At 77.8% G+C, this 25484-nt stretch carries 3 protein-coding genes and 3 pseudogenes (1 of these 6 only partly in view); all 6 read right to left on the minus strand.

What is annotated here, in order from left to right:
* Positions 1-4804 carry the 5' portion of an SDR family NAD(P)-dependent oxidoreductase gene (locus tag OG500_RS07465; protein WP_329577949.1) on the minus strand. It extends 12491 nt beyond the left edge of the window, so the window shows 4804 of its 17295 coding nt (coding positions 1-4804); it begins with the start codon at positions 4802-4804; its stop codon lies off the left edge, out of view.
* Complete coding sequence (locus tag OG500_RS07470; protein WP_329577952.1) at positions 4804-22794, minus strand: type I polyketide synthase; 17991 nt, start codon at positions 22792-22794, stop codon at positions 4804-4806. Before OG500_RS07470 ends, OG500_RS07465 begins: the two co-directional genes overlap by 1 nt.
* Positions 22791-23507 (minus strand): phosphopantetheine-binding protein, encoded by a 717-nt coding sequence (locus OG500_RS38060; protein ID WP_442907127.1) that lies wholly within the window; start codon positions 23505-23507, stop codon positions 22791-22793. Before OG500_RS38060 ends, OG500_RS07470 begins: the two co-directional genes overlap by 4 nt.
* A 69-nt stretch (positions 23508-23576) precedes the next feature.
* A pseudogene (locus tag OG500_RS38065) lies at positions 23577-24122 on the minus strand (SDR family NAD(P)-dependent oxidoreductase); the annotation flags it as partial.
* Positions 24123-24125: 3 nt separating this feature from the next.
* Positions 24126-24809, minus strand: a pseudogene (locus OG500_RS38070) (zinc-binding dehydrogenase); the annotation flags it as partial.
* Positions 24789-25469 (minus strand): annotated as a pseudogene (locus OG500_RS38075) (alcohol dehydrogenase catalytic domain-containing protein); the annotation flags it as partial. The pseudogenes OG500_RS38075 and OG500_RS38070, both read right to left, overlap by 21 nt.
* Between the last annotated feature and the right edge of the window lie 15 nt (positions 25470-25484).

Genomic DNA, 25484 nt, shown 5'->3' on the forward strand with positions numbered 1-25484 from the left:
CGACGAAGACGCCGGTGCGGGAGCCGCGGACGGCGGTGGGCGGCAGGCCGGCGCGCTCGAACAGCTCCCAGGAGGTCTCCAGCAGCAGGCGCTGCTGGGGGTCCATCGCCAGGGCCTCGCGGGGGCTGATCCCGAAGAACTGCGGGTCGAACTCGGTGGCGCCGGTGAGGAATCCGCCCTCGCGGGCGTAGGAGCGGCCGAGCGCGTCCGGGTCCGGGTCGTAGAGTCCGGCGGTGTCCCAGCCGCGGTCGGTGGGCAGGGCGGTGATGGCGTCGGTGCCGGAGAGCACGAGCTGCCACAGGTCCTCGGGCGAGGCCACCTCGCCGGGGAACCGGCAGGCCATCGCGACGATCGCGATCGGCTCCTGCGGCGCGCGGTCCGCGGCCGGGGCGGGGGCGGCCTGCGCGGGGGCGGCCTGGACGGGGTCGGGGCCGGTCAGCAGGGCGAGCAGCTGGTCGGCGACCGCCCGCGGGGTCGGGTGGTCGAAGACCAGGGTGGCGGGCAGCTCCAGGCCGGTGGCCGAGCGCAGCGCGCCGCGCAGTTCGAGGGCGGTCAGCGAGTCCAGGCCCAGCTCGCCGAAGGGCCGGTCGGGGCCGATCGCGGCGGGGTCGGCGTGGCCCAGGGCGGTCGCGGTGCGTGCCCGGACCAGGTCCAGCGCCGCGCGCGAGCGCTCGGCCTGCGGCAGGGCGGCCAGGTGGGTGCGAGCCGACCCGGCGCCCGGCAGCGCCGGGGCGGCGGCAGCGGCCGGGCCGGTGCGCCCGAGCAGGGTGTCGAACAGCGGCCGGGGCCTGCCGTCCTGGTGGGCGGCCGTGAAGGCCGGCCAGTCGGTGTCGGTGATCACGGCGTGCGGCCGGTCCTCGCCCAGCACCTGGGCGAGTTCGGCCAGCGCCCGCCGCGGGTCCATCGGGTGCACGCCGTGGCGGCGCAGCCGCTCGCCGATCGCGCCCTCGGCCATGCCGCCGCCGTCCCAGGGGCCCCAGGCGATCGAGGTGGCGGGCCGGCCGAGGGCGCGCAGCCGGTGCGCGAAGGCGTCCAGGAACGCGTTGCCGGGCGCGTAGTTGCCGTGCCCGGCGCCGCCGAGCAGGCCGGAGGTGGAGGAGAAGAGCACGAAGGCGTCGAGTTCGCCGGTGAGTTCGTGCAGGATCCGGGCGCCGAGCGCCTTGGTCGCGAGCACGGCCTGGGCGCGCTCGGCGGTGAGGTCGCCGAGCAGTCCGTCGTCGAGCAGCGCGGCGGTGTGGAAGACCGCGGTCACCGGCTCGTCGAGCCCGGCCAGCAGCGCGCGGACGGCCTCGCGGTCCGTCACGTCGCAGCCGGCCAGCGTCACCTCGGCACCCGACTCCCGCAGCTCGCGCAGGAGTTCGGCCGCGCCCGGTGCGCTCTCGCCGCTGCGGCTGGTGAGCAGCAGCCGGCGGGCGCCCTGCGCGGCCAGCCAGCGGGACACCCGCGCGCCGAGCGCGCCGGTCGCGCCGGTGACCAGCACGGTGCCACGCGGTGCCCAGGGCCGAGCCGGCCGCTCGGCCGCCCGGACCAGTCGGCGCGCGTACAGCACGCCGCCGCGGACGGCGAGTTGGTCCTCCCCGGCGCTCCCGCCGAGAGCCCGGGCCAGGGCAGCCGGCTCGAAGTCCTCGCCGACGTCCACCAGGCCGCCCCAGCGCTCGGGGTGCTCGATGCCGACCACCTGGCCGAGCCCCCAGACGAGGGCCTGCGCGGCGCCGGTGACCTGGTCGGCCGCGGTCACCGCGACGGCGTCGCGGGTGAGGCACCACAGCGGGGCGCCGGCGCGCTGGGCGAGGGCGAGCGTGCCGGCGTAGCCGCGGGGCACCGCCGGGTGTTCGGGGTGCGGGCGTTCGTCCAGGGCCAGCAGCGAGAGCACGCCGCTGACGCCCTCGACGTCCGGTGCGGCGTCCTGGGTGAGGACGGCTTCGGCGCCCGCCCCGGTGAGTGCGGCGAGCACCCGTTCGGTCAGCGGGTCGCCGGCCGTCGGCGCCACCACCAGCCAGCGGCCGGAGAGTTCGGCATCAGCGCCGTCGCCCGCCACCGGCTGCCAGTCGATCTCGTGCCGCCAGCCGCGCGGCGCCGCCGGGGCCGGGGTCGGCCAGAACCGCTCGCCCTGGAAGGGATAGGTGGGCAGGTCGACCCGCGGACCGGCGACCCCCGCGTGCACGGCGGCCCAGTCGACGGGGACGTGTTCGGTGTGCAGCCGGCCCACGGCGGCGAGCAGCGAGCGCCGCTCGCCGGTCCGCTCCCGCAGCACGGGCACCGTCACGGCCTGCGGCAGGCAGCGGCCGGCCAGGGCGGCCAGCGTGCCGCCCGGTCCCACCTCGGCGAAGGTGGTGACCCCCAGCTCGCCGAGCCGCGTGATCCCGGCGGCGAACCGGACGGTGCCCACCGTCTGGCCCACCCAGTACTCCGGGTCGGTCAGGTCGCCGCCGGGGCCGGTGGGCACGATCGGCAGGAGCGGCGCGCCGAAGCGCAGCCCGTGCACCAGCTCGCGCAGCCGCTCGGCCGCCGGACGCACCAGGGGCGAGTGGAAGGCGTGCGAGACCGGGAGGCGGCTGGTGCGCCGACCGAGGGCGGCGAAGCGCGCGGCCAGCGCGAGCACGGCCTCCTGCTCCCCCGAGAGCACCACGGAGGTGGGGCCGTTGACGGCGGCGAGGCCCACGTGCTCGTCCAGCAGCGGTGCGACCTCGTCCTCGGCGGCCTCGACCGCCACCATCGCTCCCCCGGCGGGCAGTTGCTGGAGCAGCGCGCCGCGGGCCACCGCCAGGCCGGTGGCGTCGGGCAGGTCCAGCACACCGGCGGCGTGCGCGGCGGCCAGCTCGCCGATGGAGTGACCGAGCAGGAAGTCGGGCCGCACGCCCCAGCTCTCCAGCAGCCGGAACAGCGCCACCTCCAGGGCGAACAGCACCGGCTGGGTGAACTCGGTGCGGGCCAGCAGGACGGCATCACCCTCGAAGGCCAGCTCCCTGAGCGAGCGGCCCAGGCGCGGGTCTGCCTGCGCGCAGACCTCGTCGAAGGCCTGCGCGAAGACCGGGTGGGCGGCGTACAGCTCGTGCCCCGCGCCGGGGCGCTGCGAGCCCTGGCCGCTGAACAGCAACGCGGTGCGCCCGCGGGCGGCCGACGTCCCGCGCAGCAGCGCGGGGTGCGCCTCGCCGGTGTGCAACGCACCCAGCGCCGAGCGCAGTTCGTCCCGGTCGGCGGCGACGACGGCGGCCCGCTCGCGCAACTGCGCGCGGGTCAGCGCGAGATCACGAGCGAGCGGGGCCAACGGCACCTGGTGCCCGGCCAGTTCGGCCAGCGTGGCGGCCCGGGCCGCCAGCGCGGCCGGGTCGGCGGCCGAGACCGGGAACAGCTGCGGGACCGCCTCGGGCGCCTCGGGCGCGGCTTCGACCGGCTCGGCCTCTGGTGCCTGCTCCAGGATGACGTGGGCGTTCGTCCCGCTGACGCCGAACGCCGACACGCCCGCGCGGCGCGGGCGCCCGGTCTCGGGCCAGGCGACCGGCTCGCTGAGCACCCGCACCCCGGACCAGCTCACCCGCGGGCTCGGCCGCTCGGCGTGCAGGGTCTGCGGCAGCAGGCCGTGGCGCAGCGCCTGCACCACCTTGACGATGCCGGCCACCCCCGCGGCGGCCTGGGTGTGCCCGATGTTGGACTTCACCGAGCCCAGCCACAGCGGCTCCTGGCGGTCGGGGCCGTAGACCGCCTCCAGCGCCTCGGCCTCGATCGGGTCGCCCAGCGCGGTGCCGGTGCCGTGCGCCTCCACGGCGTCCACCTCGGCGGGCGCCAGCCCGGCCGCCGCCAGCGCCGCCCGGATGACGCGCTCCTGGGCGGGGCCGTTGGGCGCCGTCAGGCCGTTGGACGCGCCGTCGGAGTTGACCGCCGAGCCGCGCACCACCGCCAGCACCGGGTGCCCGTGGCGCTGCGCATCGCTCAGCCGCTCCACCAGCAGCACCGCCGCGCCCTCGCCCCAGCCGGTGCCGTCGGCCTCGGCGGAAAACGCCTTGCACCGCCCGTCGGCGGCCAGCCCGCGCTGCCGGGAGAACTCCAGGAAGGCCCCCGGGGTCGCCATCACGGTCGCGCCGCCGACCAGGGCGAGCGTGCACTCGCCCGAGCGCAGCGAGCCGACGGCCAGGTGCAGCGCGACCAGCGAGGCCGAGCAGGCGGTGTCCACGGTCAGCGAGGGGCCCTGGAGCCCGAGCAGGTAGGAGATCCGCCCGGAGGCGATGCTCGCCGCGTTGCCGGTGCCCAGGTGGCCCTCGAACTGCTCGGCGGAGCGCACCAGCGCCGCGGGGTAGTCCTGGCCGTTGGTGCCGACGAACACCCCGGTGCGGCTGCCGCGCAGGCCGCTCGGGTCGATGCCGGCCCGCTCGACGGCCTCCCAGGCCGTCTCCAGCAGCAGCCGCTGCTGCGGGTCCATGGCCAGCGCCTCGCGCGGCGAGATGCCGAAGAACGCGGCGTCGAACTCGGTGGCGCCGGTGAGGAAGCCGCCCCGGGTGGTGTAGACGTGGCCGGTGCGCTCGGGGTCGGCGTCGTACAGGTCCGGGTCCCAGCCGCGGTCGGCCGGGAACGGCGTCAGCGCGTCGGTGCCGGTGGCCGCCAGCTGCCACAGGTCCTCGGGGGAACGGACCCCGCCGGGGAACCGGCAGCCCATGCCGACGATGGCGATGGGTTCGCTGTCGCGGGCGTCGAGTTCGGCCAGCCGCCGCTTGGCGCGGCGCAGGTCGTTGGTGGCCCGCTTGAGGTAGTCGCGCAGCTTGTCGTCGGTGGGGCCGGTGCTGCTGCCGGTGCCGGTGCTGGTGCTCATCAGTTCTCGAATTCCTCGTCCAGGAGCTCGAAGAGCTCGTCGTCGCTTGCCTCGGACAGGTCGAGGTCTTCGTCGTCGGGGCCCGCCGGGGCCTGTGCTGCGCCCGGCTCGGCCGGGAAGAGCAGGGCGCCCAGGTGTGCGGCCAGGTCGTTCGGTGTCGGGTGGTTGAAGACCAGCGCGGCGGAGAGCGCCAGGCCGGTCTCGGCGGCCAGCCGGTTGCGCAGGTCGACCGCGCCCAGCGAGTCGAACCCGAGGTCCCGGAAGGGGCGTTCGGCATCGACGGCCTCCGGCCCGGGGTGCCCGAGGACGGCGGCGGCGTGGCTGCGCACCGCGTCGAGCAGCACCCGCGGCCGGTCCGCCACCGGCAGTCGGCCGTAGTCGGTGCGGACCGGACCGCTCTCGGTGGACCCGGGCTCGCCGAGGGACTCGGCGAGCAGGCTGATCCGCCGCTCGCCCGCGTAGCGCGGCCAGTCGACGTCGGCGGCGACCAGGGCCGCCGCGCTGCCGGACAGCGCCCGGTGCAGCAGAGCGAGCGCGGGCCCGGCCGCCATCGGGTGGACGCCGCCGCGCCGCATCCGCTCCAGCGCGGCGGGCTCGGCCGCCATGCCGTCGCCGGCCCACGGGCCCCAGGCGATCGCGGTCGCCGGCTGCCCCGCGGCCCGGCGGGCCCGGGCCAGCGCGTCGAGCGCGGCGTTGGCGGCGGCGTAGTTGCCCTGCCCCGCGCTGCCGAGCGTGCCGGCCATCGAGGAGAAGAGCACGAACGCGTCGAGCTCTCCCGCCAGTTCGTGCAGGTGCACGGCGGCCTCCGCCTTGGGCCGCCAGACCTCGGCGAACCGTTCGGCGGTCAGCGCCCCGAGCACGCCGTCGTCGAGCGCGCCCGCCGCGTGGAAGACGGCGGACGGCGGGTAGGCGGCGATCAGCCCGGCCACCGCCGCCCGGTCCGTCAGGTCGCAGGCGACGACGTCGACCTCGGCGCCGAGCCCGGTCAGCTCGGCGACCAGCTCGGCGGCGCCCGGGGCGGCGGGGCCGCGGCGTCCGGTCAGCACCAGGTGCCGGGCGCCGCAGCGGACCAGCCAGCGCGCCACCTGGGCGCCGAGCGCCCCGGTGCCGCCGGTGACCAGCGCGGTGCCGCTGGGGCGCCAGGTGGCTGCGGCCGGCAGCTTGACCGGCCGCAGCCGGGCGGCCAGCAGCTGCCCGTCACGCACCGTCAGCTGGTCCTCGCCGCCGGCCGCGAGCGCCGTGGCGAGCAGCTGGAAGTCGTCCGAGGAGGCGGTGCGCGCCAGGTCGGCCAGGCCGCCCCAGCGGTGCGGCGCCTCGGCGGCGACGGTGCGGCCCAGCGCGGTCAGCGCGGCCTGCCCCGGGTCCTGGTCGGCGCCGAAGGTGGCCAGCCAGAGCGGCGCGGCCACCCCCTGCTCGTCCAGGTCGCGCAGCAGGCCGGCGGTGCGGGCCAGCAGCTCGGGCCCGTCGTGGCCGAGCGCGAGCAGCGAGAGCACGCCGGTGGTGGTGCCGCTCGCGGTGTGCTGGACGCGGGCGCCGGCCCGGGTGAGCCCGGCCACGCAGGCGCGGACCGTCTCACGCTCCCGGTCGCCCACCACCAGCCAGTCGCCGGCCAGTGGGTTGCCGTTGCCCTCCGGCGCTCCGGCCGGCAGGGCGGTCCACGCCACGCGGTGCGTCCACCTGTCGACGTCCGGTGTGGTGTTCGCGGCGACATCGGCGGCGGTGTTCGCGGCGGGGTTCGCGGCGGCGAGCCAGAACCGGCGGTGCTGGAAGGCGGTGGTCGGCACCGGCGTCGTCCGGCCGCCGAGCACCTCGTACAGCGCCCGCCAGTCGAGCGGCACGCCCGCGACGTGCAGCTCGGCGAGCGCCTCGACCAGCGCCTGCAGGCCGTCCCGGCCCGCGCGCTGGGCGGCCACCGCCGTCAGCGACTCCCGGCCGCGGACGGCGGGGGTGAGCGCGGCGTCCGGGCCCAGCTCGACCACGGTGCCCACGCCCGCCTCGCCCAGGCTGCCGACCACGTCGGCGAAGCGGACGGTCTCGCGCAGGTGCCGCACCCAGTACTCCGGCGAGCGCAGCTGCGCGGCGGTGGCCAAACGCCCCGTCAGGTCGGAGACCACCGGCAGCGAGGGCTCGGCGAAGGCCAGGCCGCGCAGCACCTGCGCGAAGTCGGCGAGCATGCCGTCCATCAGCGGCGAGTGGAAGGCGTGACCGACCCGCAGCCGGGTGACCCGGCGCCCGCGCTCGCGCCAGTGCGCCATCACCGCCTCGACCTCGGCGACCGTCCCGGAGACCACCACCGAGCCGGGCGCGTTGACCGCGGCCAGTGCGATGCCGCTCACCTCGTGCTCGTCCGCCTCGATCGCGGCCATCGCGCCGGGCGGCATGGCCTGCATCAGCCGGCCGCGGGCGGCCACCAGCCGGCAGGCGTCCGGCAGCGACCAGAGCCCGGCCACGTACGCGGCGGTGATCCCGCCGATCGAGTGCCCGGCCACGGACCGGGGCCGCAGGCCGAAGGACCGGACGAGCCGGTAGAGCGCCACCTCGACGGCGAAGAGCGCGGGCTGGGCGTACTCGGTGCGCTCCAGCGGCTCGGTGTCCCGGCCGAGCACGACCTCGCGCAGCGGCAGCGGCAGCTCCAGGTCGAAGTGCGCGCAGACCTCGTCGAAGGCGTCGGCGAAGACCGGGAACGCCGCGTACAGCTCGCGGCCCATCCCCGGGTGCTGGGCGCCCTGGCCGCTGAACACCACGGCCGGCGACCCCGATCGCACCGGCGCCGCGAGGGGGGCGTCGTCGGCGAGCGCGGCCAGCCGGGCGATCGCCCGCTCGCGGTCGTCCGCCACGATCACGGCCCGCCGCTCCAGCCGGGGCCGGCCCGCGGCCAGCGAGCGGCCGACGTCGTGCAGCGTGTCGTCGGGGTACGCCCGCAGGTGGTCGAGCAGGCGGGCCGCCTGGGCCCGCAGCCCCGCCGCCGTGCGCCCGGAGAGCAGCAGCGGCGCCGGGCCCGTGGCGGGCGCGGGCGGCGTGGCGCTCGGCGCGGCGGGCGGCGCCTGCTCCAGCACGACATGGGCGTTGGTGCCGCTGATCCCGAAGGCCGACACCGCCGCGCGCCGCGGCCGGCCGGTCTCGGGCCAGGCCCGCTGCTCGGCGAGCAGCCGGACCGCGCCGCCGGACCAGTCCACGTGGGAGGAGGGGGTGGCGGCGTGCAGCGTCCGCGGCAGCACGCCCGCGCGCAGCGCCAGCACCGTCTTGATCAGCCCGGCCGCGCCGGCCGCCGCCTGGGTGTGGCCGATGTTGGACTTCACCGAGCCCAGCCAGAGCGGCTCCTGGCGGTCCTGCCCGTAGGTGGCGAGCAGCGCCTGGGCCTCGATCGGGTCGCCCAGCGCGGTGCCGGTGCCGTGCGCCTCCACGGCGTCCACCTCGGCGGGCGCCAGCCCGGCCGCCGCCAGCGCGCTGCGGATCACCCGCTGCTGGGCCGGGCCGTTGGGCGCCGTCAGGCCGTTGGACGCGCCGTCGGAGTTGACCGCCGAGCCGCGCACCACCGCGAGCACCGGGTGCCCGTGGCGCTGCGCATCGCTCAGCCGCTCCACCAGCAGCACCGCGGCGCCCTCGCCCCAGCCGGTGCCGTCCGCTCCGTCGGCGAACGCCTTGCACCGCCCGTCGGCGGCCAGCCCGCGCTGCCGGGAGAACTCCACGAAGGTGGCCGGGCTCGCCATCACGGTCGCACCGCCCGCCAGCGCGAGGCTGCACTCGCCCGCGCGCAGCGACTGCACGGCCAGGTGCAGCGCGACCAGCGAGGAGGAGCAGGCGGTGTCCACGGTGATCGCGGGCCCGGTCAGGCCGAGCGCGTAGGCGAGGCGGCCCGAGGCGACGCTGGTGGTGGTGCCGGTCAGCAGGTAGCCCTCGGCGCCGTCGGGCGCCGCGCCCAGCCCGTAGCCCTGGTAGGAGAGGCCGACGAAGACCCCGGTCGCGGTGTCCCGCACGGCCTGCGGGTCGATCCCGGCGCTCTCGAAGCCCTCCCAGGCCGTCTCCAGCAGCAGCCGCTGCTGCGGGTCCATCGCGGCTGCCTCGCGGGGGCCGATGCCGAAGAAGTCGGCGTCGAAGTCGCCCGCCGCGTCCAGGAATCCGCCCTCGCGGACGTAGCTGGTGCCCGGGTGGTCCGGGTCGGGGTGGTAGAGGTGCTCCACGTCCCAGCCGCGGTCGGTGGGGAACCCGGTGATCGCGTCCCGGCCCTCCACCAGCAGCTGCCACAGCCCCTGCGGGTCGCGCACGCCGCCGGGGAACCGGCAGCCCATGCCGACGATCGCGATCGGCTCCTCGGTGCGCGCCGCACCGGCCGGTGCGGTCGGCCCGGCCGGCTCGGTGGCGCGGCCGGCCAGCAGGGTGACCAGGTGGTCGATCAGGGCGGCGGGGCTGGGGTGGTCGAAGACCAGCGTCGCGGGCAGCCGCAGCGCGGTGGACTCGGTCAGCCGGTTGCGCAGGTCGAGCGCGGTCAGCGAGTCGAAGCCCAGCTCGGTGAAGGCCCGTTCGGGCGCCACCCGGGCCGGGTCGGCGTGGCCCAGCACGGCGGCGGTGGCGGCCAGCACCCGTTCGGTCAGCGCCGGGCGCAGCTCGGCGGGCGGCAGCGCGGCCAGTCCGACGGCGCCCGGCGCGGCCGCGGACTGCCCGGGGTCGGGCTGTGCCGTCGCGGCGTCCGCCTCGGGCAGCGCGGCCAGCAGCGGGCGCGGCCGGGCGGCGGTGAAGGCGGGGGTGAAGCGCGCCCAGTCGACGTCGGCGAGCACCAGGCCCGAGTCGTCGTCCGCGAGCGCCCGGACCAGGGCGTCGAGCGCAGCGGCGGGCGCCAGCTCGGTCAGGCCGCGGCGGCGCAGGTGCTCGCCGACGGCGCCGGCGGCCATGCCGTCACCGGCCCACGGCCCCCAGGCGAGCGCGGTGGCCTTCAGCCCCCGGGCCCGGCGGCGTTCGGCCAGCGCCAGCAGGTAGGCGTTGGCGGCGGCGTACCCGCCCTGGTCGCCCGCGCCCCAGACGCCGGAGACCGAGGAGTAGAGCACGAACGCCTCGGCCTCCGCGCCCAGCAGGTCGTCCAGGTGGGCGGCGCCGGTGACCTTGGCGGCCAGCACCTCGGCGAACTCCTCGAGGCCGGTGCGGGCCAGCGGCGTGGCCTGCCCGATTCCGGCGGCGTGCACCACCGCCGTGATCCGGTGGCCGGTGACCAGCTCGGCGAGCGCCGCGCGGTCGGTGACGTCGCAGGCCGCGATGGTCACCCGGGTGCCCAGCTCGGCCTGCAGCGCGGCGGTGCCCGCGGCCCGCGGGCCGCGGCGGCCGGCCAGCACCACGTGCGCGGCGCCGGCGGCCAGCAGCCGGCGCGCGGTCTGCGCGCCGAGCCCGCCGGTGCCGCCGGTGACCAGCACGGTGCCGCCCGGGGTCCACCCGCCGCGGCGCTCGGTGCGCTCCAGCGGTGCGCGGACCAGGCGCGGGACGAAGACGCCGGAGGCGCGCAGCGCCACCTGGTCCTCGCCGCCGGTGGCCCGCAGCACCCGGCGCAGCCGCTCCACCGCACGCGGGTCGGCGGTGGCCGGAAGGTCGATCAGACCGCCCCAGGCGTCGGGCTGTTCCAGCGCGAGCACCCGGCCCAGCCCCCAGACGAGCGCGGCGGCCGGGTCGGGGGCGGCGTCGGCGCGGCCGACCGCAACGGCCCCGGCGGTGGCCAGCCAGAGCGGCACCGAGAGCCCGGCGCGGGCCAGCGAGAGGGTGGCGGCGGTGCCGCGCGGCACGCCTGGGTGCAGCGGGTGCGGTGCGGTGTCGAGCCCGAGGAGCGAGAGCACGCCCGCCACCTGACGCCCGGCCAGCGCCCGCGCCACCTCGGCGCCGGGGTCGGCCTGCTCCGGGTCGACGCAGAGCGTCTCGAAGGAGCGCGTCTCGAAGGAGGGCGTCACGAAGGAGGGCGTCACGAAGGATGGTGCGGCGAGCCCGGCGGCCCAGTCGGTGCCGAGGCCGGGCGGGTGCACCACGAGCCAGTCGCCCTCGGCGGTGGCCGACAGCTCGCCGGCCGGCTGCCAGCGGACCCGGTAGCGGTGGCCCTCGGCGGCCGAACGGGCCCGCTGGGCGCCGCGCCAGCGGCTCAGGGCGGGCAGCGCCGCGGCGAGCGCGGCCCGGTCGGCGGCCTGGTCGGCGCCGTCGTCGGCGGCCTCCGTGCTGAGGGCGTCCAGGTCGGCGGCCTCCACGGCGGCCCAGAAGGCCGTGTCGGCGCCGGTCCGCGCGGTGTCGGGGGCCGGAGCCGGGGCCGGGTGGAGCCAGAAGTGCTCGTGCTGGAAGGCGTAGCCCGGCAGCTCGACCCGTCGGCCCCCGCCCACCAGGGCGGCGGTGTCAACGGCCGCACCCCGCTCGTGCAGCGCGGCGACGGCGGCCAGCGCGGAGTGCGGCTCGGCACGGTCGGCACGCAGCAGCGGCACCGCCCCGTCCGCGAGCAGGGGGGCGAGCACGGCGTCCGGGCCCACCTCCAGCCAGTCGGTGACGCCGTCGGCGGTGGCATGGCGCACCGCGTCGGCGAACCGGACGGTGGCCCGCGCGTGGCCCACCCAGTGGTCGGCCGAGGCCAGGGTGGCGGCGTCGACCGGGCGGCCGGTCACCGTGGAGAGCACCGGGAACTCCAGCGCGCCGGGCACCAGGCTGCTGGCGGCGGCCCGCAGGCCGTCCAGGGCCGGCTCGATCAGCGCGGAGTGGAAGGCGTGGCCGACCGCGAGCCGCTTGGTGCGGTGACCGGCCGCCGCGAGCCGCGCGGCGACTGCCGCCACTGCCTCGGGGTGGCCCGAAAGCACCACCGAGGAGGGGCCGTTGACCGCCCCCAGCTCGACGCCCTCGGTCAGCAGCGGACGGACCAGCTCCTCGGCGGCGTCGACCGCGACCATCGCGCCGCCGGGCAGCGCCTGCATCAGCCGCCCGCGGGCGGCCACCAGCGCGACGGCGTCGTCCAGCGACAGCGCGCCGGCCGCGTGGGCGGCGGCCAGCTCGCCCACCGAGTGCCCGAGCAGCACCGCGGGGCGCACGCCCCAGGACCGCACCAGCCGGAACAGGGCCGTCTGCAGGGCGAAGAGGGCGGGCTGGGCGAACTCGGTGCGGGCCAGCAGCTCGGCGTCCCGGCCGTGGGCGACCTCGATCAGCGGCTTGGGCAGCAGGCCGTCGAAGCGGGCGCACACCTCGTCGTAGGCGTCGGCGAAGACGGCGAAGCGCTCGCGCAACTCCCTTCCGGCGCCGAGCCGCTGGGAGCCCTGGCCGGAGAAGACGAGCGCGGTGCCGGCGCCGGGGCCGGCCGCGGGCGCGTCCGGTCCGGCGGCGACGGCGTCCAGCGCGGCCAGCAGCTCGTCCCGGTCGCCGACCACCAGGGCCCGGCGGTGGCGCAGCCCGGCGCGGGTGGCGGCCAGGGTGAACGCGACGTCCCGCAGCGGCGGTCGGTCCGTTGCGAGGTGCGCGCGCAGCCGGGTGGCCTGGGCGCGCAGCGCGGCCGGGCCGGCGGCGGAGAGCAGCACGGGGACCGGGGCGTCGGGCTGTTCCTCGGACGGCTCCGGCGCCGGCTGCGGCGGGGCCTGCTCCAGGATCAGGTGGGCGTTGGTGCCGCTGACCCCGAAGGCCGAGATCGCGGCCCGCCGCGGTCGCCCGGTCTCGGGCCAGGCGACCTCCTCGGTGAGCAGCTCGACCGCGCCGGTCCCCCAGGAGACCTGGGTGCTGGGCGCGTCCACGTGCAGCGTCCTCGGCAGCACGCCGTGGCCCAGGGCGAGCAGCAGCTTGATCACCCCCGCCACGCCGGAGGCGGCCTGCGCATGGCCGATGTTGGACTTCAACGACCCCAGCCACAAGGGCTCCTGGCGCTGTTGGCCGTAGGTGGCGAGCAGGGCGTGCGCCTCGATCGGGTCGCCGAGCCGGGTGCCGGTGCCGTGGCCCTCCACGGCGTCCACCTCGGCGGCCGTCAGGCCCGCGTCGGCCAGCGCCTGGCGGATCACCCGCTCCTGGGCCGGGCCGTTGGGCGCGGCCAGGCCGTTGCTCGCGCCGTCGGAGTTGACGGCGCTGCCGCGCAGCACGCCCAGCACCCGGTGCCCGTTGCGCCGGGCGTCGGAGAGCCGTTCCAGCAGCACGACGCCGGCGCCCTCGGCCCAGCCGGTGCCGTCCGCCGCGTCGGCGAAGGACTTGCACCGCCCGTCGGCCGCCAGACCCCGCTGGCGGGAGAACTCCACGAAGGTCGCGGGGCTCGCCATCACGGTGACGCCGCCGGCCAGCGCGAGGGTGCACTCGCCGGAGCGCAGCGCCTGGGCGGCCCAGTGGATGGCGACCAGCGAGGAGGAGCACGCGGTGTCGACGGTGACCGCCGGGCCCGCGAGACCGAGGGTGTAGGCGACCCGGCCCGAGATCACGCTGGCGGCGTTGCCGGTCAGGAAGTAGCCCTCCAACTCCGGTGGCACGGCGCCTGACTGGACGCCGTAGCCCTGGTGGATCGCGCCGACGAACACCCCGGTGTCGCTGCCGCGCAGCGTGCCCGGGTCGATGCCGGCCCGTTCCACGGCCTCCCAGGCGGTCTCCAGCAGGACGCGCTGCTGGGGGTCCATGGCCAGCGCCTCGCGCGGGCTGATGCCGAAGAAGTCGGCGTCGAAGCCGCCCGCGTCCGCCAGGAAGCCGCCCTCGAAGGCGTAGGTCCGCCCCGGGCGGCCCGGGTCGGGGTCGTAGAGGGCGTCCAGGTCCCAGCCGCGGTCGGTGGGGAAGGCGGTGACGGCGTCGCGGCCCTCGGCCAGCAGCTGCCACAGGTCCTCGGGGCTGCGGACGCCGCCGGGCAGCCGGCAGGCGGCCGAGACGACCACGATCGGGTCGTCGTCGACGGCGGCGGCGGTCGGGGCGGAACGGGCGGGGGTGTCGGCCTCGGCGATGGCCCCGGCGGCGCCCTGGGCGGTGGCCTGGGCGGCGGCCTGGGCGGCGCCGATCAGGTGCGCGGCGAGGCGGGCCGGGGTGGGGTGGTCGAAGGCCAGGGTCGGCGGCAGCGGGCGGCCGAGCGCGGCGGCCAGCCGGTTGCGCAGGTCGACGGCGGTCAGCGAGTTGACGCCCAGTTCGCTGAAGCTGCGCTCGGGGTCGAGGGCGTCCGCGCTGTCGTGGCCGAGCACGGCGGCCGCGGTGGCCAGCACCAGCCGACGGATCCGCCGCTCGCGTTCGACCGCGGGCAGGGCGTCGAGACCGTCCGGACCGGCGGTGCCGGCGGCCTCCGGCACGGGTGCGGACCGGGCGAAGGCCTCGGTCAGCGGGCGTGGCCGGGCGCTGGTGAACAGCGGCAGGAACCGGTCCCAGTCGATGTCGGCGACCACCAGCGTGCTCTCGCCGCCGGTGACGGCCTCCTCCAGCGCGGTGAGCGCCAGGTCGGGGTCCATCGGGTTCAGGCCCCGGAGCGACAGGTGGGCGCGCACCTGCTCGTCGACCATCCCGCCGCCGTCCCAGGCTCCCCAGGCGATGCTGAGCGCGGGCAGGCCGCGGCCCCGGCGGTGCTCGGCGAGCGCGTCCAGGCAGGCGTTGGCGGCGCCGTAGGCGGCCTGGCCGGCACTGCCCCAGGTGGCGGCGCCGGAGGAGAAGAGCACCAGGGTGCCCGGCAGCAGGGCGTCCAGGTGGGCGGCGCCGAGCGTCTTGGCGGCCAGCGCCGCCCGCAGGTCCTCGGCCGTGGTGTCGGCCAGCGCGATGCCCTCGCCGGTGCCCGCCGCGTGCACCGCGCAGCCGACCGGGCGGTCGGCCGGGACGGTGGCGAGCAGCGCGGCGAGCGCGGCCCGGTCGGATACGTCGCAGGCCGCCACGGTCGCCGTGCAGCCGAGCTCGGCCAGCTCGGCGACCAGCTCGGCCGCGCCCGGCGCGGCGGGCCCGCGGCGGCCGGCGAGCAGCAGGTGGCGCACCCCGCGGGCGGCCAGCAGCCGGGCCACCCGGGCGCCGAGCGCGCCGGTGCCGCCGGTGACGAGCACGGTGCCCTCGGGCTGCCACGGGGTCGCGGTGGTCGGGCGGGCGGGCGCGGCCACCAGGCGGCGGACGAAGAGGCCGGAGGCGCGCAGCGCCACCTGGTCCTCGTCCCCGTGGGCGCCGGCGAGCAGTGCGCACAGCCGGTCGAGCGCGCGCCGGTCGAGCCGGGCGGGCAGGTCGATCAGACCGCCCCAGGCTGCGGGGTGTTCCAGCGCCAGCACCCGGCCCAGCCCCCACACGGCCGCCTGGCCGGGGTGGTCGAGCCGGTCGGCGGTGCCGGTCGCGACCGCACCGCGGGTGGCCGTCCAGAGCGGGACCTCGGCCCGCGCGACGGCCTGGCACAGGGCGAGCGAGGCCTGCGGGTCGAACGCCGCGTCGCCCTGCTGGGCGAGCGGGAGCAGCGAGAGGACGCCGGTGGCGGTGGGCAACTGCGCGGCGAGGCCGGCCGGGTCGGTCAGGTCGGTCACGGTGACGGTCTCGGCGCCGTGCGCGCGGAGCGCCGCGACGAGGTCGGCGAGCTCGGTGGGGCGGGTGGGCTCGGTGGGTTGGGCGCGGTCGGTGGGCTGGGTGGGCTGCTCGCCGGTGGTGACGACGATCCAGTGGCCGCCCAGGGCGGTCGCGGTGCGGGCGGTGACGGGCCGCCACACGACCCGGTAGCGCCAGCCGTCGACCGCGGCCCGCCGGGTGCGGTCACGGCGCCAGCGCGTCAGGGCGGGCAGCACGGGCAGCGCATTCGGTGCGGTCAGCGCCTCGGTGGCGTCGGCGCCGAGCATCGCGGTCAGGGCCGCCTGGTCACCGCGTTCGACGGCGTCCCAGAAGTCGGCGTCCCGGACGTCGACCTCACCGACGTTGCGGTCGAGGCGGTCCGCGGCGGTGCGGATCTGGTCGGGGAGCCAGTAGCGGGTGCGTTGGAAGGGATAGGTGGGCAGCTCGGCCCTGGCACCCTCGCCCAGGAGCAGCGGCCAGGCGACCGGGACGCCCGCGGCGTGGGCCTGGGCGGCGGAGGTCAGGAAACGGTCCCAGCCGCCGTCGTCACGGCGCAGCGTGCCCGTGGCATCGGGCAGCGCGCTCGCCAGCACCGGATGCGGACTGCACTCGACGAACACGGCCTCACCCAGCGAGGCCACCGCCTGCTCGAAGAGCACCGTACTGCGCAGATTCTCGTACCAGTAGGCGGCGTCAAGGGTGGTGGTGTCGATCCGGCCACCAGTGACCGAGGAGTGGAACGGAATACGGGACGGACGCGGGGACACCGCAGCGAGAGCGTCGAGGACCTCCGCGCGGATCAGCTCCACCTGCACCGAGTGCGAGGCATAGTCCACCGCGATCCGGCGCGGCTGCACACCCGCCACGGCCAGCGCCGCGAAGACCTCCTCGAGCGGGGCACTCGCACCCGCGATCACCGTGGCAGCCGGACCGTTGACCGCAGCGACCTCCACCCCGGCGCGCAGGAACGGCTCGACATCGGCACGAGGGAGCGCGACCGAGACCATGCCGCCACGGCCCGCCAGGGACCCGGCGATCGCCTTCGAGCGCAACGCCACCACCCGAGCACCATCCGCCAGCGACAGGGCACCCGCCACACAGGCCGCCGCGATCTCACCCTGCGAATGACCCACCACCGCCGACGGCACCACACCAGCGGCCTCCCACACCGCCGCCAACGACACCATCACCGCCCACAACACCGGCTGCACCACATCCACGCGGCCCAACAACTCCGCGTCCCCCAGCACCTCCACCAACTCCCACTCCACGAACGGCGCCAACGCCGCCGCACACTCCCCCATCCGCGCCGCGAACACCGGCGAGGACACCAACAACTCCCGCCCCATCCCCACCCACTGCGACCCCTGACCCGGAAACACGAGCACCGGCAAGCCGGTTCGCCGCGCCACACCGGTCACCAGGGCGGGGTGGGCGCCGTCGGCGGCGAGCTCGCGCAGGGCCGCGAGCAGGGCCGGGCGGTCGGGCGCCAGCACGGCCGCGCGTTCGGCGAAGGGCGTGCGGGCAGTGGCGAGGGTGCGCGCCACTGCGGACAGCGCCACCTCGGGCCGGGCCGCGAGGTGGTCGGCCAGCCGAGCGGCCTGCTCGCGCAGCGCGGCCCTGGTCCGCCCGTGCAGCAGGACGGGCAGGGGGGCGGCGGGCCCGGGGTCGGCGGGCAGCGGGTCGCTGGTGGGCACCGACGTGTCGGGGTGGGCCGCCGGGTGGTCGGCCGCCGGCGCAACGGCGCCGTCCGTCCCGCTCGCTGCGAGCACCTGCGAGCCGGGACCGGCCGCCGGCGCAACGGCGCCGTCCGTCCCGCTCCCTGCGGGCAGCGGGTCGTTGGCAGCCTCCGGGGTGGGGGCCGCTTCCAGGACCACGTGGGCGTTGGTGCCGCTCACGCCGAAGGCGGAGACGGCTGCGCGGCGGTGGTCGGGGTGCGGCCAGGGGGCGGGGTGGGTCAGCAGGCGGACGCCCCCGTGGTCCCAGTCGACGTGGGTGGTGGGGTGCTCGGCGTGCAGGGTGCGCGGCAGTTCGCCGTGGCGCATCGCCAGCACCATCTTGATCACGCCACCGACCCCGGCCGCCGCCTGGGCGTGGCCGATGTTCGACTTCAACGAGCCGAGCCACAGGGGCTGTTCCGGCGACCGGTCCTGCCCGTAGGTGGCCAGCAGTGCCTGCGCCTCGATCGGGTCGCCCAGCCGCGTCCCCGTCCCGTGCGCCTCCACCACGTCCACATCCGCCGTCGACAGCCCGGCGTTCGCCAGCGCCGCCCGGATCACCCGCTGCTGCGCCAGCCCGTTCGGCGCCGTCAGACCGTTGGACGCGCCGTCGGAGTTGACCGCCGAACCGCGCACCACCGCGAGCACCGGGTGACCGAGCCGCTCGGCGTCGGAGAGCCGCTCCAGCACCAGCAGACCCGCACCCTCCGCCCAGCCCGTGCCGTCCGCCTCGGCGGCGAAGGCCTTGCACCGCCCGTCGGCGGCCAGCGCGCGCTGGCGGGAGTACTCGACGAAGGCCTCGCCGCCGGTCATCACGGTGACGCCGCCGGCCAGTGCCAGCTCGCACTCCCCGGACCGCAGGGCCTGCGCCGCCAGGTGCAGCGCCACCAGCGAGGAGGAGCACGCGGTGTCCACCGTCAGCGAGGGCCCTTCCAGGCCAAGGGTGTAGGCGAGGCGGCCGGAGAGCACGCTGGAGACGTTCCCGGTGAGCAGGTAGCCCTCCACGTCCTCGGGGACCCGGCCGCCGGGGTGCCCGTAGCCCTGGTAGCCGGCGCCGACGAAGACGCCGGTCGCCGAGCCGCGCAGCGAGCCTGGCTCGACGCCCGCCCGCTCCAGCGCCTCCCAGGCCACCTCCAGGAGCAGCCGCTGCTGCGGGTCCATCGCGAGCGCCTCGCGTGGCGCGATGCCGAAGAACTCCGCGTCGAAGTCGGCGACGCCGTCGACGAATCCGCCCTCGCGGGCGTAGCTGGTGCCCTTGTGGTCGGGGTCCGGGTGGTAGACGAGGTCCCAGCCGCGGTCGGCCGGGATCTCGCCGATCGCGTCGACGCCGTCGCGGACCAGCGCCCACAGGTCCTCGGGCGAGGCCACCTGGCCGGGGAAGCGGCAGCCCATCGCGACGATCGCGATCGGCTGGTCGGCCACCAGGGTGCGCGCGGCGACCGCTGTCGCGGCCGGTGCCGCGGCAGGCGCGATCAGCTCGTCGAGCAGGCGGGCGAGCGCCGCCGCGCTCGGATGGTCGAAGACGACGGTGGTGGGCAGGTCGAGCCCGGTGCGGGCGGTGAGCCGGTTGCGCAGCTCGACCGCCATCAAGGAGTCGAACCCGGCCTCGCGGAAGGGCTGGTCGGGCTCGACGTCGGCGGCCTCGCGGTGGCCGAGGACACCGCTCACCGCCTCCTTGACCAGGTCGAGCAGCTGCCGGGCGCGCTCGGCGGGGGCCAGCCCGGCGAGTTCGGCCAGCGCGTGGCCGGGCGGCGCGGCGGCGGGCGCGGGGGCCGGGGCCGCGGGGGCCAGCTCGGCCAGGAACGGGCGTGGCCGGCTGGCGGTGAACAGCGGCAGGAACCGGTCCCAGTCGACCTCGGCCACCACGGTGGCGGGCGTGTCCTGACCCAGCGCCGACTCCAGCGCCAGCAGTGCCGCGTCCGGGTCGAGCAGGTCCAGACCGTGGGCCCGCAGGTGGTCCCCGGCCGCGCCGTCGGCCATGCCGGGCCCCTCCCACGGGCCCCAGGCCACCGAGAGCGCGCTCTCGCCGCGGGCCCGGCGCTGGTGGGCGAGCGCGTCCAGGCAGGCGTTGGCGGCGGCGTAGGCGGCCTGCCGGGCGCTGCCCCAGACGCCGGAGATCGAGGAGAAGAGCACGAAGGCGTCCAGCGGCGCGCCGGCCAGCAGCTCGGACAGGTGCACCGCGCCGGTGACCTTCGCCGCGAGGACCTCGTCGAAGTCGGCGGCGGTCAGCTCGGCCAGCGGCGCGGACCGCTCGACGCCGGCGGCGTGCACCACGGCGGTCACCGGGTGCTCCGCCAGCACCCGGGCGAGCGCGGCCCGGTCGGTGACGTCACAGGCGACCGGCAGCGCCTCGGTGCCGAGCGCAGCGAGTTGCTCGGTCAGCTCCGCCATGCCCTCGGCCTCGGCGCCGCGCCGACCGAGCAGCAGCACGCGCTCGGCGCCGCGCTCGGCGAGCCGGCGGGCCACCCGGCGGCCGAGCGCCCCGGTGCCACCGGTCACCAGCACGGTGCCGCGCGGGCGCCAACTCCCTTGCCCCGCGGGTGCGGTGTCGCGCACCAGGCGGCGCACACGGGCCCGCCCGCCGCGCACGGCGAACTGGTCCTCGTCGGTCGGCGCGGTGAGCAGGCCGACCAGGACCGACAGCTCCGCCTCGCCCAGCGGCGCGGTCGGCAGGTCGACCAGGCCGCCCCAGAGCTCGGGCTCCTCCAGCGCGAGCACCCGTCCCGCTCCCCAACTGGCGGCCTGCGCGACGTCGGCGCCCTCGCCCGGCAGCACCGCGACCGCCCCTCGGGTGGCCAGCCAGAGCCGCGCGCCGGTGCCGCGCAGGCGCCGCAGCAGGGCGAGGTCGGCGGTGAAGCCGCCGCCCGCGGTCGCCAGCAGCGAGAGCACGCCGGTCACGCCGTCGAGCTTCTGGTCCGGGTCCTCGGGCGTGAGGAGCGAGGCGACGGCACCGCGCGCCGCCAGCGCCGCGACGATCGCCTCGGCCACCGGGCTCGGTCCCGCCTCGGGGACGGCGACCAGCCAGCGACCGGTGACCGTGGCAGCGGTGGTGGAAACGGCAGCGGCTGCGGCAACGGCCGGGAGCCGGTGGGGTCGCCAGACCACCTGGTAGCGGCCGGTGTTCGGTGCCTCGGCGACGGCGTCCAGCCAGTACCGCTCGCGCTGGAAGGGGTAGGTGGGCAGGTCGAGCACGGTGCCCTGGCCGAGGACGGACCGCCAGTCGATCTCGCTGCCCGCCAGGTGGAGCCCGGCCAGCGCCGCGAGCAGCGCCGGGACCGCCTGCTTGCCCCGGCGCTGGCCCGCGATGCCGCCGGTCAGCGCGGACAGTGAGCCGTCCGGGCCGATTTCGAGGAAGGTCCGGACCCCGGCGGCCCGGGCGGTGCGCAGCGCGGCGTCGAACCGGACGGCCTCGCGCGCGTGGCGCACCCAGTGGTCGGCGCCGCACAGCAGCTCCGGGTCGGCCGCCTCGCCGGTGCGGGTGGAGACCACCGCGCGGGTCGGCCGCCGGAAGGCGACGGTCGCCAGCAGCCGGCGGAACGGCTCCAGCATCGGCTCCACCAGCGCCGAGTGGAAGGCGCGGTCGACCGGCAGCCGGCGGGCCCGCGGGAACCGCTCGGCGACCGCCAGGACCGCCGCCTCCGCACCCGAGATCACCACCGACTGCGGCCCGTTGACGGCCGCCAGCGCGACCGCGCCGCCCGCCGGCAGCGGGGCCAGCTCCGCCTCGGCCGCGGGCAGGGCGACCATGGCGCCGGGCTCCAGCTCCTGCATCAGCCGGCCTCGGGCGGCGACCACCCGGCAGGCGTCGGCGAGCGAGAAGACGCCCGCCAGGTGGGCGGCGGTCAGCTCGCCGAGCGAGTGGCCGATCAGCAGCCCGGGGGTGACCCCGCAGGACTCCAGCAGCCGGAACAGGGCCACCTCGAAGGCGAACAGCGCGGGTTGGGCGTACTCGGTGCGCTCCAGCAGCTGCGCCGGACCGTCGAAGAGCAGCTCCCGCAGGTCGCGGTCGAGCTGCCCGGTCATCGCGGCGCACACCTCGTCCAGGGCCCGCGCGAAGGCCGGGAACGCGGCGTGCAGTTCGCGCGCCGCCGCCAGGCCGAGCGAGCCCTGCCCGGCGAAGACGACGGCGAGGTCGGCGCTGGTGGCGTTGGGCGCGGGCCGGCTGTCCGGCGCGGTGTGCGCCAGCTCGTCGAGCCAGCCCAGCAGTTCCTCGCGGGAGCCGGCGACGGTGGCCGCGCGGTGCTCGAAGGCGGTCCGGGCGGTGGCCAGCGAGTAGGCCACGTCGGCGAGTTCGGCGCCGGGGTGGTCGGCGAGGAAGGCGCGCAGCTCCCGGGCACGGGCCGCGAGCGCGCGCGGGTCGCGGGCCGACAGCAGCACCGGGACGGGATCGGCGGACCGCGGATGGGCAAGGGACTCGGGCGTGGGCCCGGGGTCGGGGACGCCCTCCAGCACCACGTGCGCATTGGTCCCGCTCACCCCGAAGGCGGAGACGGCGGCGCGGCGCGGCCTCTCCAGCTCCGGCCACGGCTCCGCGGCGGTCACCAGGCGCAGCGCGCCCGAGGACCAGTCGACGTGGGCCGAGGGCTGCTCGGCGTGCAGGGTCGGCGGCAGCACGCCGTGCCGCATCGCCATGACGGCCTTGATGATCCCGGCGACCCCGGCCGCCGCCTGGGCGTGGCCGAAGTTGGACTTCACCGAGCCGAGCCGCAGCGGCCGGTCCGCGGACCGGCCCTGGCCGTAGGTGGCCAGCAGGGCGTCCGCCTCGATCGGGTCGCCGAGCCGGGTGCCGGTGCCGTGCGCCTCGACCAGGTCGACGTCCGCCGCCGACAGGTCGCCGGCGGCCAGCGCGGCCCGGATCACCCGCTGCTGGGCAGGGCCGTTCGGCGCGGTCAGACCGTTGGTGGCGCCGTCGGAGTTGACCGCCGAGCCGCGCACCACGGCCAGCACCCGGTGCCCCAGCCGCTCGGCCTCGCTGAGCCGCTCGACCAGCAGCATGCCCATGCCCTCGGCCCAGCTGGTGCCGTCGGCCGCGGCCGAGAAGGGCTTGCAGCGGCCGTCGGCGGCCAGCCCGCGCTGCCGGGAGAACTCCACGAACGGCAGCGGGGTGGCCATCACCGACACGCCGCCGACCAGCGCCGCCGTGCACTCGTCGCGCTGCAGCGCCTGGATCGCCAGGTGCAGGGCGACCAGCGAGGAGGAGCAGGCGGTGTCCACGGTCAGCGTCGGACCGGTCAGGCCCAGGGTGTAGGCGATCCGCCCGGAGGCCACGCTGCTCATGCTGCCGTTGCCGAGGTGCCCCTCGAAGCCGGCCGGCGGGTTGCGCCACAGCCGGGAGCCGTAGTCCTCGTAGATGGAGCCGACGAAGACCCCGGTGCGGCTGCCGCGCAGGGCGCGCGGGTCCAGGCCGGCGCGCTCCACGGCCTCCCAGGCCCCTTCGAGCAGCAGCCGCTGCTGCGGGTCGACGGCCAGCGCCTCGCGGGGGCTGATGCCGAAGAACGCCGGGTCGAACTCGGCGGCGTCGTGCAGGAATCCGCCGTGCCGCGCGTAGCTGGTGCCCGGGTGGTCCGGGTCCGGGTGGTACAGGGCGCCCAGCCCCCAGCCGCGGTCGGTGGGGAACCCGGTGATCGCGTCGCGGCCGTTCACCACCAGCTCCCAGAGCTGCTCCGGGCTGCGCACGCTGCCGGGGAACCGGCAGCTCATGCCGACCACGGCGATCGGCTCGCTGCGCCGGGACTCCAGCTCGTTCAGCCGGCGCCGGGTGTCCTGCAGCTCGGCGAGCGTGCGCTTGAGGTAGTCGAGGACCTTCTGATCGTCGTTCACTGGCCGATCTCCCGATCGATGAGGTCGAAGACTTCGCTGAGCGTGGTGGCTTGGAGCACGTCGGCCGGGTCGCCGACGGGGGCCGCGGCGGCGGCCGGGGCCGGTCCGCCGAGGGAGGTGACGGTGGCGAGCAGGGCCCGCAGCCGGTCGGCCAGGCTGTCCCGGGCCGCCTCGTCCAGCGCCTCCTCGCGGACCATCCGCTCGATGCGGTCCAACTCGGCGCCGGGGTCGGCCGGCGGGGCGAGCAGCGTGGTGAGGAAGCCGACCAGGGCGGCCGGGGTCGGGTGGTCGAAGACCAGGGCCGCCGGCAGCCGCCGCCCGGTGGCGGCGGCGAGCCGGTTGCGCAGCTCGACGGCGGTGAGCGAGTCGAAGCCCAGCTCGGTGAAGGGCTTGCGGGGGTCGACCGCGGCCGGGTCGCGGTGGCCGAGCACCCAGGCGGTCTGCTCGGCGACCAGCGCGTCCAGCGCGAGCGGGCCGGGCGCGGCCGGGCCGCCGGGGGCGGGCGCGGCCAGGGTGGGCACGGCCGGGGCGGCGGTGACGGCCCGGCGGACCGGGCGGGGCGCCAGGCCGCGCAGCAGCGCCGGTGCCCCCTCGCCGAGCGCGGCCGGCTCGATCCGCAGCGCGGCCACCACCGGCTCGCCGCTGCCCAGCGCCCGGTCGAGCAGGTCCATCGCCTCGGCCGCGGTGAGCGGGGCCAGGCCCGAGCGGGTCATCCGGTCGAGGTCGGCGGGTGCCAGGTGGCCGGTGATGGCGCTGTCGACCTCGGTCGCCGCCCACAGCCCCCAGTCCACCGAGAGCGCGGGCAGGCCGCGGTCGCGGCGCAGCCGGGCCACCGCGTCCAGGGCGGCGTTGGCGGCGGCGTAGCCGGCCTGGCCCGGACTGCCGAAGAGGCCGGAGACCGAGGAGAAGAGCACGAACTCGGCGAGGTCGGCATCGGCGGTGAGCTCGTGCAGGTGGCGGGCGGCGTCGGCCTTGGGCCGCAGCACGCCGTCCAGCCGCTCGGCGTCCAACCCGTCGAGCAGGCCGTCGTCGGTGACACCGGCCAGGTGGTAGACGGCGGTCAGCGGGCGGTCGAGCGCGGCCAGCAGGCCCGCCAGCGCGGCGCGGTCGCCCACGTCGCAGGCGACGGCGCGGACCTCGGCCCCGGCGGCGGCCAGCTCGGCCGCGACGGCCTCGTCCAGCCGGCCGCGGCGGCCGGCCAGCACCAGGTGGCGGGCGCCGCGCGCGGTCACCAGGTGCCGGGCCAGCGCGGCGCCGAGGGCCCCGGTGCCGCCGGTGACCAGCACGCTGCCCTCGGGGTCCAGCGGCGGCGGCACGGTCAGCACCACCTTGCCGACCTGCCGGGCCTGGCTCAGGAAGCGGTACGCCTGCGGGGCGCGCCGCACGTCCCAGGTGGTGACCGGCAGCGGGCGCAGCACGCCCTGCCTGGCCAGCGAGACCAGCTCCGCGAGGATCTCGGCGATCCGGTCGGGGCCCGCGTCGATCACGTCGAAGGCCTGGTAGCCGACGCCCGGGTGGGTCCTGGCCACCTCGGCGGCGTCCCGCACGTCCGTCTTGCCCATCTCGACGAACCGCCCGCCGCGCGGCAGCAGCCGCAGCGAGGCGTCCACGAACTCGCCCGCCAGGCAGTCCAGGACGACGTCCACGCCGCGCCCGCCGGTGGCGGCGGTGAAGTGGGCCTCGAAGTCCAGGGTGCGCGAGGAGGCGATGTGCTGGTCGTCGAGTCCGGCCGCGCGCAGCACGTCCCACTTGCCGGGGCTGGCGGTGGCGAACACCTCCACCCCCCAGTGCCGGGCCAGTTGGAGGGCGGCCGAGCCGACGCCGCCCGCACCGGAGTGCACCAGCAGCGCCTCGCCCGGCTCGAGGCCGGCCAGGTCGATCAGGGCGTACCAGGCGGTGCTGAAGCCGACCGGGACGGAGGCCGCCTCGGCGAAGGTCCAGCCCGACGGCACCGGGACCAGGTAGCGGCGGTCGGTGACCACCACCGGGCCGCAGGCGCCCGGCATCAGGCCCATCACCCGGTCGCCGACGGCCAGTCCGGTGACGTCGGCGCCGGTCTCCAGCACCACGCCGGCCGCCTCGATGCCGAGCGGGCCCGCCTTGCCGGGGTACATGCCGAGCGCGTTGAGCACGTCCCGGAAGTTCACCCCGGCGGCCCGCACCGCGACCCGGACCTCGCCGGGAGCCAGCGGGGCGCGGGCCGGCGGGTGGTCGAGCAGCACGAGGTTCTCCAGCGTGCCGCGTTCGGCCACCTCCAGCCGCCAGGTGTCCGAGCCCTGCGGCGGGACCAGCGGCGCGGGCGCATCGAGCCGGGTCAGCCGGGGTACCAGCGGGGAGCCGCCACGCACGGCGACCTCGGCCTCACCGGTGGCGAGCGCGGCGGCCAACGCGGCTTCGTCCGTGCCGGGCTGACGGTCGATCAGGAGGAACCGGCCCGGCTGCTCCTGCTGGGCCGAGCGGACGAAGCCGCGCACGGCCGCCGCGCCGGGGTCCTGGTCGGCACCGGTAGTGACGAAGGCGATGCGGTCCGGCTCCTGGTGCTGACAGACCGTCAGAACGTGCTCCAGCGCGGCCCGGGGGTCGGCGCCCGCCGGGATCCGCTCCACCAGCTCCGGCACGGCCACCGGCTGCGGCGCCGCCTCGGGGGCGACCCAGTCGAGCTCCAGCAGCGGCACCGTGACGGCGCCGGC

Origin of the sequence: Kitasatospora sp. NBC_01250 (genome assembly GCF_036226465.1) — a bacterium.
Lineage (GTDB): Bacteria > Actinomycetota > Actinomycetes > Streptomycetales > Streptomycetaceae > Kitasatospora.

Coding starts and splice junctions, on each gene's coding strand:
- OG500_RS38060 (WP_442907127.1), bottom strand. CDS start 23,507: ATGACCCGCTCGGGCCTGGCCCCGCTCACCGCGGCCGAGGCGATGGAC.